Here is a 17,096-nt window from a genome sequence, read left to right as displayed (position 1 = left end):
CTAACACCAATAATTAGAAAAAAAGAATTGTATAATTTTTAGTACTTTAGAGCAGTTAATGTAAATTATAATTTTTGTAATGCAAGTAAAAATTTTATCATATTATAGGTTACACAAAATACCTATATTATTAGCACTTGCAAGCATACTTTTTTACTACACCTTTGCTTACCATTTGGTACGCACAGATTTTGTTAAGCTTATTACTTTAGCCACTGCTCTATTTTTTATATGCTATAAACTTATACAGTTTGAAAAATGGAACTTTAAATTTTTACTTACTGCTGGTATACTATTTAGACTTGTTTTTTTATGTGTAGAGCCAATGCTCTCGCAGGATTTTAATAGGTTTATTTGGGACGGAGAATTGGTTTTACAAGGGTTAAACCCATACCTACAAACACCAGATACTATTGTAGAACTAGGCAAAATTAGTATCAATAATGCTGCTCACTTATACGCTAGTATGGGAGAAATTAGCGCAAAGAACTTTAGCAATTACCCTCCTTTAAATCAGCTTATATTTGCTTTAGCTGCATTTTTCTCTGGCAAAAGTATGGTTGGTGGCATTATTACAATGCGCATAATTATACTCCTAGCAGATATTGGTGTTGTATACTTTGGCAGAAAATTATTAACACACCTTAATTTATCATCACACTTAGTCTTTTGGTATTTTTTAAATCCTTTAGTTGTTATAGAATTAACTGGAAACCTTCATTTTGAAGGTGTAATGCTTTTCTTTTTTATTTGGAGTATGTATTTACTTTCTCAAAAAAAATACCTGCTTGCAGCTCCAATATTAGCATTATCTATAGCAGTAAAACTGGTTCCGCTTATGTTTTTACCTCTATTTATTAGACATTTAGGCATAAAAAAGGCTGTTCCTTTTTACGTAATTATAGGCACCACTATTCTAGTTCTCTTATTCCCTTTTTATTCACCAGAATTTATAAATAATTACGCTACTACAATAGGACTTTGGTTTAATAATTTTGAATTTAACGCTAGCATTTACAACATAATTAAAAAGGTAGCAGAAGCTAATGGTAGTAGAGATTGGGAAACCATAAAAGCATTTGGCAAAATATCTCCTTATGTAACTATTGCTATGGTATTACTTTTCTCTTTTTTAAGAAACAACAAAACCATTACCAACTTATTTACCAGTATGTTATGGGTTTTAACCATTTATTATTTTATATCTACAACCATACATCCTTGGTACATTATTTTTTTAGTTTTATTAAGTATTTTTACCAAGTTTAGATATGCTATTTTATGGTCTGCCGCTGTTTTTTTAAGTTATTGGGCATATTCAAATCCGGACTTTAAAGAGCATTTAGGAATTTTAACTATTGAGTATATTGCAATTTTTAGCTTTATTATTTACGAAATACTTAGACTAAAAAGGCAAAACCTACTATATCAAAAAAAAGAAACTTCTAAATTAGGCTAGCTCAATATAATTTGTACATTTGACCTGTAATGAGCAACAACACAAACATATTATTTTTTAGCGGGGTTTCTACACCCTTAGCTACGCTTGTTCCTACACGCCGCCGCCCGTAAGGGTATTACTTCTATTTTGGAATTAGGTGAGTCCAATTCCGTTTTTCAAGACATAAAATTTTACAATACTAACATTAAAGCAACATTCAATGAGAATTGTAATTGCTAATGCATCGCATATAAAATATGCGCAAATAATTTCTGATACAATAACAGAATCTGCTAAAGTACGCGGTACTGGTATTGCCAAACGTACGCCAGAATATATTTTAAAAAGGCTACAAAATGGTAATGCTGTTATTGCTTTAGACGGAGAAAAATTTGCAGGATTTTGCTATATAGAGGTTTGGGGACATAATAAATTTGTTGCCAATTCTGGACTTATTGTTCATCCAGATTTTAGAAATCTAGGACTTGCAAAAAAAATAAAAGAGCGAATTTTTAAACTCTCCAGAGAAAAATTTCCTGACGCAAAAATATTTGGTATTACTACAGGTTTAGCTGTTATGAAAATGAACTACGAACTTGGTTACAAGCCTGTTACTTTCTCTGAACTTACAGATGACCCTGAATTTTGGAAAGGCTGCCAAACTTGTAAAAATTTTGATGTATTAACCAGAACAGAACAAAAAATGTGTCTTTGTACAGGGATGTTATATGATCCTGCTGCAAAGCAAAAAGCTACCCAAAAAAAAGAGGTAGATGGCAAAGTATTTAAAAGATTAAAAAGTATAAAAGAGCAATTGTTCTTAAAAAAGAAAAATAAAGATGAGTAAATTAGTTTTAGCATATAGTGGTGGATTAGATACGTCTTACTGCGCAAAATATTTATCAAAAGACAAAGGTTTTGAAGTACACGCTGTTAGTGTAAATACTGGCGGTTTTACTAAACAAGAAATTTCTAACATTAAAAAGAAAGCCATAGAATTAGGTGCAAGCAGCTATACTTCTATAGATGCTGTGCAGACTTTTTACACTAAAGTTGTAAAATATTTAATTTTTGGTAATGTTTTAAAAAACAACACATACCCATTGTCTGTTAGTGCAGAGCGTATTGTACAAGCTATAGAAATTGTAAATCACGCTAAAAAAATAGGCGCAAAATATATTGCTCACGGTAGTACTGGCGCTGGTAATGACCAAGTTAGGTTTGATATGATTTTTCAGATCATTGCACCAGAAATAGAAATTATTACTCCTATTAGAGACAATCAATTATCTAGAGAAGTAGAAATTGCATATTTAAAAGAAAATGGTGTTGACTATCCTTGGGAAAAAGCCAAATACTCTATTAACAAAGGGCTTTGGGGAACTTCTGTTGGCGGTGATGAAACACTTACGTCACATTCTCCGTTACCAGACACCGCATACCCTAGTCAGCTTGAAGAAAGAAACCCTTTAGATGTAAAACTAACCTTTACAAAAGGAGAACTTACTGCAATTAATGATGAACAAGATAAACCAATTAACAATATCACTAAGTTAAATGATGTTGCTTCTAAATTTGCTATTGGTAGAGACATACACGTTGGCGATACAATTATTGGTATTAAAGGTAGAGTTGGTTTTGAGGCTGCTGCATCATTACTAATTATAAAAGCACACCATTTACTAGAAAAACATACGCTTACAAAATGGCAACAATACCAAAAAGAACAACAAGGTAATTTTTATGGTATGTTATTGCATGAGGGCAATTATTTAGATGAAGTAATGCGTAACATTGAGGCTTTTCTTAAAGACACGCAAAAAAATGTCTCTGGAGATGTATTTGTTACACTACATCCGTACAGGTTTGAGCTTAATGGTATAGCATCTAAACACGACCTTATGAACGCTTCTTTTGGTAGTTACGGTGAAATGAATAAAGGATGGACTGCTGACGATGCTAAAGGATTTATTAAAATTTTATCTAACTCTGGTAAAATATACAATCACGTAAATAAAAATTAAAATAGGATGATTAACATAGGTATTATTGGTGGTTCTGGGTATACAGGTGGCGAGTTAATAAGGTTACTTTTAAATCACCCTAAAGCAAACATAAATTTTATTTACAGTACCACTAGAGCTGGTAAAGATATTACAACAGCACATCCAGATTTATTAGGACAAACAGATCTTAAGTTTACTGGTGATGTAAATTTAAATGTAGACCTTGTTTTTTTATGCTTGGGACACGGCAACTCTACCACTTTTTTAACACAGAATTCATTTTCAAGTAACACTAAAATTATAGATTTAAGTAATGATTTTAGATTACATAATGATGCTATTCTAAACAAAAAAGAATTTATTTACGGTTTACCAGAAACCAATAAGGACAAAATAAAATCTGCTAATTACATAGCTAATCCAGGTTGTTTTGCAACAGCAATTCAGCTTGCATTACTACCATTAGCAAAAGCAAATATTTTACACAATAGCGTGCATATAAATGCTGTAACTGGTAGTACTGGTGCTGGTGTAAAACCAAGTGACTCTACCCATTTTAGTTGGCGAAATAATAATGTTTCTTGGTACAAACCATTTACACACCAACATTTAGGTGAAATTGGTGAAAGTTTAATGAGCTACAACTATGAAATTGGAGAGTTACTGTTTCTTCCGCAAAGAGGAAACTTTGCCAGAGGCATTTTTGCAACTGCTTACACCAAATACAAAGGTAGTTTAGAAGATGCTTATGAGCTGTACACTAATTTTTATGCTGATGCGAAATTTACAAATGTTTCTAATACCGAAATTCATTTAAAACAAGTAGTAAACACCAACCAATGCCATTTGCACTTACACTTACATAATGGCAATTTATTAGTTACATCTGCTATAGATAATTTACTAAAAGGTGCATCTGGGCAAGCGGTACAGAATATGAATTTAATGTACGGTTTTAATGAAGATGAAGGTTTAAAACTAAAAGCATCCGCATTTTAACATCAATCTAAAAAATAAAAAAAACCAACTATGAAACTAGCTATTATAGGTGCCGGAAACTTAGGATTATCTATTGCAAAAGGTATTTTAAACTCTAATGGAGCAACAACAATGTACTTAACAAAAAGAAGTACAGAAAGTATTGAAGAGTATAAAACTTACGGCAACGTAACTGTTACTGCAGACAATAAAGAGGCTGTAAAAAATTCTGATGTCTTAATTTTTGCTGTACAACCCAATCATTTTGAAGCTATTTTAAATGATGTTAAAGATTTGCTTACTGAAAAGCATATTGTAATATCAACCATAACTGGTTTTAGCATTAAAAAAATTGAAGCTGTACTAGGTAAAGACACCTATATTATTAGAAGTATGCCAAACACAGCTATTTCTGTAGGGCAATCTATGACCTGCGTTTGTAGCAACGAAATGGGAAAAAAAAGAATAGAACTGGCTAAGGCCATTTTTAATAGAATGGGGCATTCGTTAGAAATTCCTGAAAGTCAAATGCAAGCTGCAACTGTTATATGCGCAAGCGGAATAGCTTTTTGGATGCGACTAATACGCGCTACTACGCAAGGAGCAATACAACTAGGTTTTGATGCTAAAGAAGCACAAGAATTGGCAATGCATACGTGTAACGGTGCCGCTAGTTTATTAATAGAATCTGGCAATCATCCAGAGCAAGAAATAGATCGTGTAACAACGCCTATGGGCTGTACTATTAAAGGTTTAAATGAGATGGAGCACCAAGGATTAAGTTCTTCTTTAATTAGAGGAATTGTAGCTTCGTTTGATAAAATAAGTGAGTTTAAAGTAAAAAATTAAGTATGAATTTATTTGATGTATACCCTTTATATAATGTTACTCCTGTTTCTGCAAAAGGCAGCCAGGTAATAGATGATAAAGGTCAAGAATATTTAGATTTTTATGGTGGCCATGCAGTAATTTCCATAGGACATTCTCACCCGCATTACGTACGCAGAATTAAAGAGCAATTAGATAAAATTGCCTTTTATAGCAATGCTGTACAAAACCCATTACAAGGTGAGTTAGCAGAGAAATTAGTGCAACTGTCTAACTGTACAGACTACAATTTGTTTTTATGTAACTCTGGTGCAGAAGCCAATGAAAATGCATTAAAATTAGCATCATTCTACACCAACAAATCTAGAGTTATTGCTTTTAATAACGGATTTCACGGCAGAACATCTGCTGCTGTAGCTGCTACAGATAATACTGCAATAAATGCGCCTATAAACAAACAACAAAAAGTAACTTTTTTAGCCTTTAATGATATAGAAACTTTTACTACTGAAATTGAAAAAGATGATGTATGTGCGGTTATTTTAGAGGCTGTACAAGGTGTTGGTGGTTTAGACGAGCCTACTACAGAGTTTTACCAAAAAATAGAAGCTTTATGTAAAAAACACAATGTTGTTTTAATTGCAGATGAAGTACAATCTGGCTACGGAAGAACAGGTGAGTTTTTTGCTTATCAGCACCATAATATAAAACCAGATATTATAACAATTGCCAAAGGTATGGGCAATGGTTTTCCGGTTGGTGGTGTTCTAATACAAGAAAAAATTAAAGCCTCTTACGGTATGTTAGGTACTACTTTTGGAGGCAACCATTTGGCTTGCGTGGCTTGCTTAGCTGTTTTAGAAGTTATAGAACAGGAAGATTTGATACGCAATGCTGCTAAAATGAATGCTTACTTTTTGCAAAAAGCTGCTACCATACCACAAATTAAAAAAGTAAAAGGTCGCGGGTTAATGCTAGGACTTCAGTTTGATTTTGAAGTTGGAGAACTTAGAAAAAAATTAATATACAATCAGTTTGTATTTACAGGCGGTGCTAAAGACAAAACACTATTACGTATTTTACCTGCACTAAACATAACAACAGCTTTAATAGATGTATTTTTTGATGCCTTACAAGCAGAGTTAAAAGAATTATAATGAAAAATTACGTATCCATAACAAACATAGATTCACTACCCAATTGGGTTGATGAAGCCATAGAAATAAAGAAAAATCCGAAGAAATATAAAAACTTAGGAGAAGATAAAACCATTGTATTATTATTTTTTAATAACAGCTTAAGAACACGGCTAAGCACACAAAAAGCAGCCCAAAACTTAGGTATGGAAGTTATTGTTATGAATTTTGGTTCTGAAGGTTGGACACTAGAGTTTACAGATGGCACTGTTATGGACCAAGGCAAATCTGAACACGTAAAAGAAGCTGCACAAGTGGTTTCTCAGTACTGTGATGTTATTGGTATTAGAGCCTTTGCCAATTTACAAGATAAAGAAGAAGACGAGGCTGAATTGGTTATTAACGGATTTATAAAACACGCTACGGTTCCTATTTTAAATATGGAAAGTTCTGTAGGACACCCGTTACAAGCATTGGCAGATGCTATTACTTTGGCAGAAAACAACGCAAAACCTAAACCTAAAGTTGTACTTTCTTGGGCTCCACATCCTAAGGCTTTACCACATGCGGTGGCAAATTCTTTTATAGAAATGATGCATTTGCAAGATGCTGACTTTGTAATTACACACCCAAAAGGATACGAGTTAAATACTAATATTACAAAAGGTGCTACTATAGAATATGACCAAGAAAAGGCTTTAGAAAATGCCGATTTTGTGTACGTTAAAAACTGGAGTAGTTACCAAAATTACGGTGAGGTTTTAAATCAAGATAAAAACTGGACAATTACTTTAAAAAAATTAGGAGCTGCTAAATTTATGCACTGCTTACCTGTACGTAGAAATGTAATTGTAGAAGATGCTGTTTTAGACAGCAACCAATCTTTAGTAATAGAACAAGCCAACAACAGAACTTTTGCTGCACAAATAGCATTAAAAAAAATATTAGAAAACCAATAACTATGGCACAAAAATTATCCATTGTAAAAATTGGCGGTAACGTAATAGAAAACAAAGAAGAACTGAGTAAGTTTTTAACTGCTTTTTCTAAAATTGAAGGTCTAAAAATATTAGTTCACGGTGGCGGAAAATTAGCTACAGAACTTGGAAAAAAACTAGGGATAGAATCTACACTTATTAATGGAAGGCGAATTACAGACGCACAAAGTTTAGAGTTAATTACAATGGTATATGGTGGTTTGGCTAATAAAAACATTGTGTCTAAATTACAAGGTGTAAACTGCAATGCCATAGGATTAAGTGGCGCAGATGCTAATGTTATACAAGCAGTAAAACGCCCTGTAAAAGATATAAATTATGGTTTTGCAGGTGATATTGTAGCTGTTAACAGCAACGCCATTAATACAATGTTACAAAATAAATGGACGCCTGTTTTTTGTGCACTTACCCATAATAAATCCGGGCAATTACTAAACACCAATGCAGATACCATTGCCTCTGAAATTGCTATTGCTATGAGTAGTTTATATGACACTACCTTGTATTATTGCTTTGAGAAAAAAGGTGTTTTATTAGACATAACAAATGAAAATTCTGTAGTAAAAAAAATAAATACAGAAACCTATAAAGAACTTTTAGATAGTAAGGTAATTGCAGATGGTATGTTACCGAAACTTGAAAACTGCTTTAATGCTTTACACAAAAAAGTAACTACGGTTTGCATAGGAGATGTTTCTATGTTAGATAAAAATGAAACGCTTTACACCACTATAACACTATAATATGGAACAAAAACTGCTGACTGAAAAGGCCATAAATTTATTAAAGGAGTTAATATCTATACAGTCTTTTTCGTCTGAGGAGGATAAAACTGCAGACGCAATAGAAAACTGGTTTACAAGTTTTAATATTCCGTTTACTAGAGATAATAACAATGTTTATGCAAAAAATAAACATTGGGATCCTAGCAAACCAACGTTGCTTTTAAACTCGCATCATGACACTGTAAAACCAAATTCAGCTTATACAAAAGACCCTTTTAATCCGCATATAGAAGATGGTAAATTGTATGGCTTAGGCAGTAATGACGCTGGTGGTTGTTTGGTGTCTTTACTAGCTACATTTGTTCACTACTACAATGCAGAGAACTTAAACCATAACATACTTATGGTGGCTTCTATGGAAGAAGAATCTGCCGGACCAAATAGTTTAAGAGGTTTACTACCTAAGTTACCAAAAATAGATGTTGCTATTGTTGGCGAACCTACTTTAATGCAGTTGGCTATTGCAGAAAAAGGACTTATTGTTTTTGATGCCGAAGTTAAAGGAACACCATCTCATGCAGCGCACCCAAATAATGACAATTCTATTTACAATACCATAAAAGTACTAGAGTGGTTTAAAAATTACACCTTTAATAAGGTTTCTGATGTTTTAGGCGAAGTAAAACTTACAGTAACACAAATTAATGCAGGTAAGCAACACAATGTTGTACCGGCTAAGGTAGACTTGGTTATAGATGTTAGGGTTAATGATAAATACACAAATAAAGAAGTTGCAGAAATGCTGCAAAAAGAAGCTCCTTGCAAAATTACTCCTCGTGGTTTAAAGTTAAATTCATCAGCTATAGATATTAGCCATCCTTTAGTACAATCTGGCATTGCTTTAGGGAGAGAAACTTATGGTTCTCCTACATTATCAGACCAAGCAGCGCTTACGTGTCAGTCTTTAAAACTAGGACCAGGAGATAGCACAAGATCACATTCTGCAGATGAATTTATTTATGTAAACGAAATTGAAGAAGGTATAGATTTATACATTAAAATATTAAATGGGTTTCTACAATAAGTAATTACCTAAAAAACATAAGATTATGAAACTTTGGGACAAAGGATTTAGTACCGATAAAAAAATAGATCATTTTACTGTTGGTAATGACAGGGAGTTAGATTTGCTACTTGCTAAGTACGATGTTATTGCGTCTAAAGCACACGCAAAAATGCTTGGCAAAATAGGACTTATTACAGCACAAGAAGCAGAGAATTTGGTAGCAGAACTTGATGCCATTGCACAAACCATAGAAGAAGGCTCTTTTGTTATTGAAGATTCTTTTGAGGATATGCACTCTAAAATAGAATTTGTATTAACCGAAAAATTAGGTGACACCGGAAAAAAAATACACACAGCACGTTCTAGAAATGATCAGGTTTTGGTTGCAATGCATTTGTATTTAAAAGATGAATTACAAGAAATTAAGAGCGAAGTAAAAGTTTTATTTAACCTGCTTTTAAATCTTGCCGATAAATATAAAAATGTGCTATTGCCTGGTTATACACATTTGCAAATTGCTATGCCATCTTCATTTGGACTTTGGTTTTCTGCCTATGCAGAAAGCTTAATAGATGATTTGTATTTTGTTGATGCCGCCTACAAAATAGCAGATCAAAATCCGCTTGGTAGTGCTGCTGGTTACGGCAGTTCTTTTCCTATAGACAGAGATTTTACTACTAAAGAAATGCGCTTTGCTACTCAAAAATACAATGTTGTAGCGGCACAAATGGGACGTGGTAAGGTAGAAAAAGCTACTGCCTTTGGTATTAGTAATGTTGCTGCTACCCTATCTAAAATGGCTATGGATATTTGCTTGTATATGAGTCAGAATTTTAATTTTATTTCTTTCCCAGAAGAGCTTACAACGGGTTCTAGCATTATGCCGCACAAGAAAAATCCAGATGTTTTTGAGTTAATACGTGGTAAATGCAATAAATTACAAGCTATACCTAACCAGTTAATTTTAATAACAAACAACTTACCTAGTGGTTACCACAGAGATTTACAATTGGTTAAAGAGGTAATTATACCTGCAATACAAGACATTAAAGCTTGTTTAGAAATACTGACTTTTAGCTTAAAAGAAGTACGTGTAAATGAAGCCATTTTAGAAGACCCTAAATACGATTATTTATTTAGTGTAGACACGTTAAACGAGTTGGTTTTAAGCGGAATACCATTTAGAGATGCTTATAAAAAAATGGGCAAAGAAATTAATGAAGGTACTTTTTCTCCTAAAAAAGATATTAAACATACACACCAAGGCAGTTTAGGTAATTTATGCTTGCAAGAAATTAGAAATAAATTAATTGATTAAAATTTTACACCTTTTCCCCTAAAACAAAATAAAACCCCTAACATTAGAACATCAGGGGTTTTATTTTTATTTAAAAAAATTAGCTTATAAAGTATTAGGCATAAAAAAAGCCGTGTTACATACACAGCTTTTACATTTTAATTAACCATTCCTAGGTTAACAACTTCTTGTTTTGTTAAGTAACGCCAGTGTCCGCGTGGTAAATCTTTTTTAGTTAAACCACCGTAAACAACTCTGTCTAATTTAGCAACTTCATACCCTAAGTGTTCAAAAATTTTAGTGACAATATTACTTCTACTACTAAAAAGTTCTATACCAACTTGGTTTTTAGGTGCATTATCTACATAACTAATATCGTGTACGTTTACTACTTTTTCATCTATAGCCAAACCGTCTTGAATCTTTTTTAAATCTGCCGGACTTAATGCTTTAGATAATTCTACGTGATATATTTTACGTAAACCATTTTTAGGGTTTAGCAATCGTCTTGTAAGTTCTTTGTCATTAGTAAACAACAATAATCCTGTAGATGCTTTAGCCATTTTATCTACCGGTAATAAAGTAGCTTTAGAAGCGCTAGAAATTAAACCAGCAACATTTCTTTTACCGTGTTCATTTCTAACGGTTGTACTAAAATCTTTTGGCTTATTTAGTAAAACGTATTCTCTTTTTTCTGGATTAAGGTGTCTACCATCAAACTTAACAACATCATCAAGCTTAACTTTATACCCCATTTCTGATACTACTTTACCATTTACGGTAACACTACCAGCAGCAATAAAAACATCTGCTTCTCTTCTAGAACATACTCCAGAATTAGCTACATATTTATTTAACCTTATAGAATTAGGATCTGAAGGTTTTTGAGTACTTTTTGGTTTACCTGAACCAGTAAAATTCCTCTTTCTTGTTCCTCCATTATCCTTTCCTGAAGATTTTCTGTCCTTATTATAGTCAGATCTACCCATTGTATTATATTTTTTGCAAAGGTAGCAAAGGAATTTGAATAACTATATAATAGTTTAACTAATTAATATTTAAACATAACAGTGCTTTGTTGTTCTCTATTTACTTGTAAATTAGTAACATCTGAGTTGGAATACAATTTTAGTTTACTCAATTTTACAACGCTCCTACTACACTTTAGTTAAGCTAATTTATTCTTCTTTTTCAAAAATATACAATGTGTTATCTCCGCTAAGTTGGTATAGTTTATTATTAGCTAGTTGAGGAATATCAGTTTTTACCCAATCTCCTTCAAACCTATAGTGCCAATCTATTTTTAGTGTTTTTTTATTAAAAGCAACAATACATTGCGGTATATAGTCTAAACCTAGCTCTAAACGGTTCATTTCTGCTATAGTATAAATGTGAGTTTCATCTTCTGCATAGCCAGTACTCCACCTAAAACCAGAAAATATGTGCTCTTCTAAAGTATTTTTTAATGACTGATAATCTGCTTTGCCCGTAACTAAATCTATTGTCACTAAATAAGCACCTGCTAAGTGGTATAGGTACGATTTAGAAATATCTAGCTGAAAACCATCAGTAGAAGGTAGTTTATGTTGCAAACGCCCTTGAAAAGCAGAACTTCCGTAGCCAGGCAATGATTGCCATTTTCTATTTAGTTCACCTGTTTTACTATTAATATCTAAAACCAATTGTCCAGAACAAGCAACTAATATAGAGTTCTGCCAAGCACCTATAAATTTATGAACTTCATAATTTTGTAAGTTGCCATCTCTGTCTTCAAACTTACCTAGGGTTTCTAAATTGAATTGCCAAAGAAGTTCTGGTAAATCAATAGTTTTTAAAGATATCGTCTTTTTATTTTTATTTGAATTAGAAAATTTTTATGTCTGTAAAACCCGCCAATTACATTAGGGAGTTGTTTAATTTCTGAAAAATTTGAAGTTGAATATAAGAACAAATCACTCTCCCATTCATTATTTGCATTTTTGAAATTTTTTTTCGAGGTCAAAAAATCACCTTCAAATTCATTTTTTTTATAAAAAATACAGTTCGTAACTTTCTTTTTATTAGTTTTTAAATCAACAAAATTAGTTGTATTATTTTTAGGATGATAATAAAGATAATTTTCAAAAAACATCCCAGAGAATTGATAGTTATCATCTATTAATTTATCATTTAAAAAAAGCTCTCCTTTTATGTTTGAATAAGATAAACTTTCATTTTTAACATTATACTCTTCCACATTTTTTATTATCATTATAAATTTCATCTATTGGGTTTTAATAAAATTATATATTTTAGAATTTACATTACCAACTAAAGTTATAAAATCATTTTCTGCTAAATTTTTAATTTGACTTTGCGATAAATTTGGAGGGTAATTTGATAAATCAAAGAGATCATTTTTTAAACTGTTATTACTCCAAATAGTGGTAAAGATTTGTTCTTGAGTTAGCCCATTTTGTTTATTGTTATTTAAAAATGCTTTTTTCCAAAGTTCTTTTAAATTATTTTTATCAGCATTTTTTCTAAGAGGATTTACTTTCCATTCATAATCTGATAATTTAGTTTTTACAGAAAATGCACCCTCTCCCCCGCTAGCGCAAGCATCTTGCTTGTGCCGTTAAATAAATAATTAAACTCAAAAATTAATCTTTAAACGTAACAGTGCTTTGTCGTTCTCTATTTACCTGTAAATTAGTAACATCTGGTCTTGAGTAGTGCCCAACGGGATCAAAATTTTGTCGTTCTTCATACACCCTATTAAAGTCTATTTTTTGACATATTACCCCTTCTTTGTGTAAAATAGGTGCTACTACCCACTCACCATCTGGACCTGCAATACAAGAGCCTCCATTAGCTAAAACATCTGGAGCATTTTCTAAAATTTTATTTAAGTGTGGTGTGTTTTTAGGGAAATCTTCTTTTCTCATTAAGGATGATACAGAAATAACATAACTACGGGACTCACGTGCTATAAAACGTGTAATATCTTTGGTATTGTAATCACTACCTGGCCAAACTGCTATATGCAAATTCTCTCCCAAACCATATAATGCTGCTCTTGGTAAAGGCATCCAATTTTCCCAACAATTTAAACCCCCAACCGTAAAGTCTTTTAAAGGGTGTACTTGCAAACCATTACCATCTCCTGGTGCCCAAGTTAAGCGCTCATCATATGTTGGTTGTAATTTTCTGTGTACAGATTTTATGTCACCTTTTTCATTTATGTATACTAAAGAACAATATATGCTATGTCCGCCTCTGTCTTTAGCGCGCTCCATAATACCCAAATAAATAGCCATTTTATGAGTTTTAGCTAACGTACATATGCTGTTTAACTCTCCTGCCTCTACTTGTATAGAATTGCGCACATAATGCGCGTGTATTTCTTTATTTACTTTTAAATCCCATGAAGCACCATTGGTGTGTGCCAACCAAAAAGGATAACCAGGTAACAATGCTTCTCCAAAAACTAAAAGCTCTGTTTTTTGTTCTGCGGCTGCAACAATTGTATGTTCAATTTTTTTTAATGTAGCCTCTTTGTCTAGCCAAACCGGAGAAATTTGAGCTAAACCAACTTTTAAAATGTTGTTCATTATAAAATTCTGTTTAGGACGAGATTTATATCGACCAACAAAATACTAAAAACACCGCTTATAATTACAAATTTTAAGATATTATGTAATGTATTGTATTGCTTTTTGGTATCTGATTTCCACAGAAATATTAAAAAAATAATTAATAGTAAAACCGCCAATTTAAAGTAGTAGTGCATATGGCCAACATCAAAATTATAAATAAGTAATAGAGATGGTATTAGGCTACAAACTATTAAAAAAGTAATTGTAATTTTAGATGTTTTTGCGCCGTAAAGTACAGGCACAGTTTTGTAATTTTGCGCTAAATCTCCTGCTATATTTTCCAAATCTTTTATCATTTCTCTTGCTAAAATGAGTAAAAACAAAAATATAGCGTGTACAAATATTACAGGTTCAAAATTTTTATAATACACAAAAACCACAAAAAATGGTGTTATTGCCAATGTAGAAGATATAAAATTACCTAAAAATGGTATTTTTTTCAATTTATGCGAATAAAGCCAAATTCCGAAAATATAAGATGAAAAAAAAAGTACCGCTTTAAATGATACGTAGCTGGCAAAAAAAACAGCCAAAAAGTTAAGTACAAAGTAAGTTGTTAATTTGGTACGCTGACTAACCAACCTGTCTAGCATACTTTTTTTGGGCTTATTTATAAGGTCTTTTTCTGAATCATAAAAATTATTAATAATGTAGCCCGATGCTATAACCATTGCTGAGACAAGCACTATTATAAATAAATTAAGATCAAAAACTACTTTACGCAATGGTAAGTTTGGCGCCAATATATAAATTGATGCCAAATATTGAGCCAGAGCAATTACCAAAATATTGTAACCTCTAACTACAGAAAACAGACTTAAGAACTTTAAAACTATAAGTTTGTTCTTTCTGTTAAGCATAAAATAAATATAATTTTTTTTTAGAAGTTATAGACCACTTCTAGGTTGTAATCTTTTAGTTCTTTACGTGCGCCATCTATATCTTCTGTAAAACCTAAAATATAGCCTCCACCACCAGAACCACAAAGCTTTAAGTAGTATTTGTTAGTATCTATACCGTGTTTCCAAAGTTTATGAAACTGAGACGGAATCATTGGTTTAAAATGGTCTAACACAACATGAGATAGTTGCTTTATGTTACCAAATAAAGATTTTACATTACCGTTAATAAAATCTTCTACGCAAGCATCTGTATGTTTAATAAACTGGTCCTTAAGCATATGCCTAAAACCATCTTCTTTCATACGCTCCATAAATATTTGTACCATTGGTGCGGTTTCGCCAATTATACCACTATCTAACAAAAACACTGCTCCTGTACCTTGGTTGTTTTGAGACGGTATGCTTGTAGACTCTATATTGTCTTTAGAATTTATTAAAATTGGTAAGCTTAAGTAACTATTTAAAGGATCTAAACCAGAAGATTTACCGTGAAAAAAAGACTCCATTTTCCCAAAAACACCTTTTAATACTAATAGCTTATCTTTAGTTAAGTTCTCTAAAACTGTAATTTTATTATGCGCGTATTTATGGTAAATTGCCGCTACTAATGCGCCGCTACTACCAACGCCGTAACCTTGTGGTATAGAGCTATCAAAATACATACCTTGCTCTACATCTGCTTTTAAAGCTTCAATATCAAAAGAAAAACTATCGTCTTCTTTAGATATTTTTTCTAAATACAATGCGAAACGTTGTAAACTTTCGTTAGATTTTTTTGCCTCTTCAGACAACTCATCAGAAGATTTTAATGCTCCTTTAAAGAAATTATAAGGTATAGAAAGTCCTTTAGAATCTTTTATAATTCCGTACTCTCCAAATAATAGAATTTTTGAGTAAAATAAAGGTCCTTTCATTTTAAAAATATCTTATTACTAATTTACAGTTGTTTAGCGCCTAAACCAATTCTATCACAAAGATACTGCTCGTTTTCACAATATGCAACAAGCTCATCTTTAATAAACTGGTACACTACTTCTTTTTCGTTTTCTGGGTACAATACGTGTACGTTTGCACCTGCATCTAAGGTAAAACAAATATTTGACTTATTTATTGCCCTAAATTCCCATATCTTATTGATAATCTGCAAAGTATTGGGTTTCATTAAAATAAAATACGGCATACTTGTCATCATCATAGCGTGCAGCGTTAATGCCTCACTCTCTACAATTTCTACAAATCGTTTTAAATTGCCTTCTTTAAAAACTGTTTGCAACTCGTCTAAATTTGTATGTGCTTGTGCAAAACGCTCTTTAGCAAATGGGTGGTTGTGCATTAAATTATGACCAACTGTACTGCTTACTTGCTTTTGTCCTTTGTCTACTAACAAAATAGTATCATGGTAATTTTTAAAAACCGAATGTACCTCGTTTGGGTACTTAATACCAAATAAATCTGTACTGCCCTTTGTATTTGCGTGGTTTCCCCACTGTACCAACGGACCTTCTACACTACGGCAAGCACTACCAGAGCCTAAACGTGCTAAAAATGATGCTTTGTTATTAAAAAATGCTGTTGTTATAGATGGATTTAATTCTTTCTCTACACTCATTAAACACAATGCCAAAGCAGACATACCACTTGCAGATGAAGCAATACCACTACTGTGCGGAAAAGAGTTTGATGTTTCTATTTTAAAATGATACTCCTTTAAAAACGGAAGATAAGCTTCAATTCTAGTTAAAAAAGTTTCAATTTTTGGTTTAAAATCTTCTTTAGGTTTTCCTTCAAAAAATAAATCGAATGAAAAATTATCAGCCTTACTATCTAACTTTTTATAAGTAACAGAGGTTGTTGTTGCACAAGCATCTAACGTAAAACTAATAGATGGGTTTGCTGGTATTTGGTTTTCTTTTTTACCCCAATACTTTACCAAGGCAATATTACTGGGCGATTTCCATTTTACCGTACCTTCTAAAACTGTATTTGTATAGCTTTTGGGTACAAACTCCTCTTGGGTCATATTTTAAAATTTTAGCAAATATAAAAAGAAAATATCCAGCATATTTGGGTTGTTAGCAATA

17 protein-coding genes are annotated in these 17,096 nt (G+C 32.2%); 10 read left to right on the top strand and 7 right to left on the bottom strand.

The window, feature by feature from the left end; genetic code table 11:
• Window positions 1–79 precede the first annotated feature (79 nt).
• The 10 genes from mptB (at window position 80) to argH (ending at window position 10,496) form a co-directional block, all read left to right on the top strand.
• A complete protein-coding gene (gene mptB, locus JM80_RS06335) occupies window positions 80–1,459 on the top strand; it encodes a polyprenol phosphomannose-dependent alpha 1,6 mannosyltransferase MptB (protein WP_034646982.1) in 1,380 nt (459 codons plus the stop codon).
• 202 nt (window positions 1,460–1,661) lie between these two features.
• The gene (locus JM80_RS06330) at window positions 1,662–2,288 is read left to right on the top strand and encodes a GNAT family N-acetyltransferase (protein ID WP_013620401.1); all 627 of its coding nucleotides are present in this window, start codon (window positions 1,662–1,664) and stop codon (window positions 2,286–2,288) included.
• Entirely contained in the window at window positions 2,281–3,465 is a 1,185-nt protein-coding gene (locus JM80_RS06325) for an argininosuccinate synthase (protein ID WP_034646984.1), read from the top strand. The genes JM80_RS06330 and JM80_RS06325 overlap by 8 nt, the downstream gene beginning before the upstream one ends.
• Before the next feature lie 6 nt (window positions 3,466–3,471).
• Entirely contained in the window at window positions 3,472–4,446 is a 975-nt protein-coding gene (gene argC / locus JM80_RS06320) for an N-acetyl-gamma-glutamyl-phosphate reductase (protein ID WP_144709511.1), read from the top strand.
• Between the two features lie 30 nt (window positions 4,447–4,476).
• Window positions 4,477–5,274 carry a pyrroline-5-carboxylate reductase gene (gene proC / locus JM80_RS06315; RefSeq protein WP_144709510.1) on the top strand — a complete coding sequence of 266 codons (798 nt, stop codon included), beginning with the start codon at window positions 4,477–4,479 and terminating at the stop codon, window positions 5,272–5,274.
• Window positions 5,275–5,276: 2 nt separating this feature from the next.
• Window positions 5,277–6,410: an aspartate aminotransferase family protein gene (locus tag JM80_RS06310; RefSeq protein ID WP_144709509.1), complete on the top strand. Its 1,134-nt coding sequence runs from the start codon at window positions 5,277–5,279 to the stop codon at window positions 6,408–6,410.
• A complete protein-coding gene (locus tag JM80_RS06305; protein WP_144709508.1) occupies window positions 6,410–7,348 on the top strand; it encodes an acetylornithine carbamoyltransferase in 939 nt (312 codons plus the stop codon). The genes JM80_RS06310 and JM80_RS06305 overlap by 1 nt, the downstream gene beginning before the upstream one ends.
• Window positions 7,349–7,350: 2 nt before the next feature.
• Entirely contained in the window at window positions 7,351–8,130 is a 780-nt protein-coding gene (gene argB / locus JM80_RS06300) for an acetylglutamate kinase (protein WP_013620407.1), read from the top strand.
• A 1-nt stretch (window position 8,131) separates the two neighbouring features.
• Window positions 8,132–9,196, top strand: coding sequence for a M20 family metallo-hydrolase (locus tag JM80_RS06295; RefSeq protein ID WP_038505010.1), 1,065 nt, complete (start codon window positions 8,132–8,134; stop codon window positions 9,194–9,196).
• 25 nt (window positions 9,197–9,221) lie between these two features.
• Window positions 9,222–10,496, top strand: a complete 1,275-nt coding sequence (gene argH, locus JM80_RS06290) for an argininosuccinate lyase (protein ID WP_144709507.1) — start codon at window positions 9,222–9,224, stop codon at window positions 10,494–10,496.
• A gap of 137 nt (window positions 10,497–10,633) precedes the next feature.
• Here the strand turns inward: argH and JM80_RS06285 are convergent, their stop codons facing one another.
• The 7 genes from JM80_RS06285 to mvaD form a co-directional block, all read right to left on the bottom strand.
• Window positions 10,634–11,464 (bottom strand): pseudouridine synthase, encoded by an 831-nt coding sequence (locus JM80_RS06285; RefSeq protein ID WP_013620410.1) that lies wholly within the window; start codon window positions 11,462–11,464, stop codon window positions 10,634–10,636.
• Between the two features lie 189 nt (window positions 11,465–11,653).
• Window positions 11,654–12,157, bottom strand: a complete 504-nt coding sequence (locus JM80_RS06280; RefSeq protein ID WP_255436694.1) for a hypothetical protein — start codon at window positions 12,155–12,157, stop codon at window positions 11,654–11,656.
• Window positions 12,158–12,306: 149 nt separating this feature from the next.
• Window positions 12,307–12,738 carry a hypothetical protein gene (locus JM80_RS06275; protein ID WP_144709506.1) on the bottom strand — a complete coding sequence of 144 codons (432 nt, stop codon included), beginning with the start codon at window positions 12,736–12,738 and terminating at the stop codon, window positions 12,307–12,309.
• A 379-nt stretch (window positions 12,739–13,117) separates the two neighbouring features.
• Window positions 13,118–14,068, bottom strand: coding sequence for a carbon-nitrogen hydrolase family protein (locus JM80_RS06270; RefSeq protein WP_144709505.1), 951 nt, complete (start codon window positions 14,066–14,068; stop codon window positions 13,118–13,120).
• Window positions 14,068–14,973: a geranylgeranylglycerol-phosphate geranylgeranyltransferase gene (locus JM80_RS06265; RefSeq protein WP_144709504.1), complete on the bottom strand. Its 906-nt coding sequence runs from the start codon at window positions 14,971–14,973 to the stop codon at window positions 14,068–14,070. Before JM80_RS06265 ends, JM80_RS06270 begins: the two co-directional genes overlap by 1 nt.
• Before the next feature lie 20 nt (window positions 14,974–14,993).
• On the bottom strand, window positions 14,994–15,929 hold the full coding sequence (locus tag JM80_RS06260; protein WP_013620418.1) for a mevalonate kinase: 936 nt from the start codon (window positions 15,927–15,929) through the stop codon (window positions 14,994–14,996).
• A 23-nt stretch (window positions 15,930–15,952) separates the two neighbouring features.
• Window positions 15,953–17,035 carry a diphosphomevalonate decarboxylase gene (mvaD, locus tag JM80_RS06255; RefSeq protein WP_144709503.1) on the bottom strand — a complete coding sequence of 361 codons (1,083 nt, stop codon included), beginning with the start codon at window positions 17,033–17,035 and terminating at the stop codon, window positions 15,953–15,955.
• Window positions 17,036–17,096: the final 61 nt, after the last annotated feature.

Origin of the sequence: Cellulophaga sp. RHA_52 (genome assembly GCF_007827205.1) — a bacterium.
Taxonomy (GTDB): domain Bacteria; phylum Bacteroidota; class Bacteroidia; order Flavobacteriales; family Flavobacteriaceae; genus Cellulophaga; species Cellulophaga lytica.
Note: the sequence above shows the minus strand (reverse complement) of the source record. Positions and strands in the feature narration are given on the sequence as shown.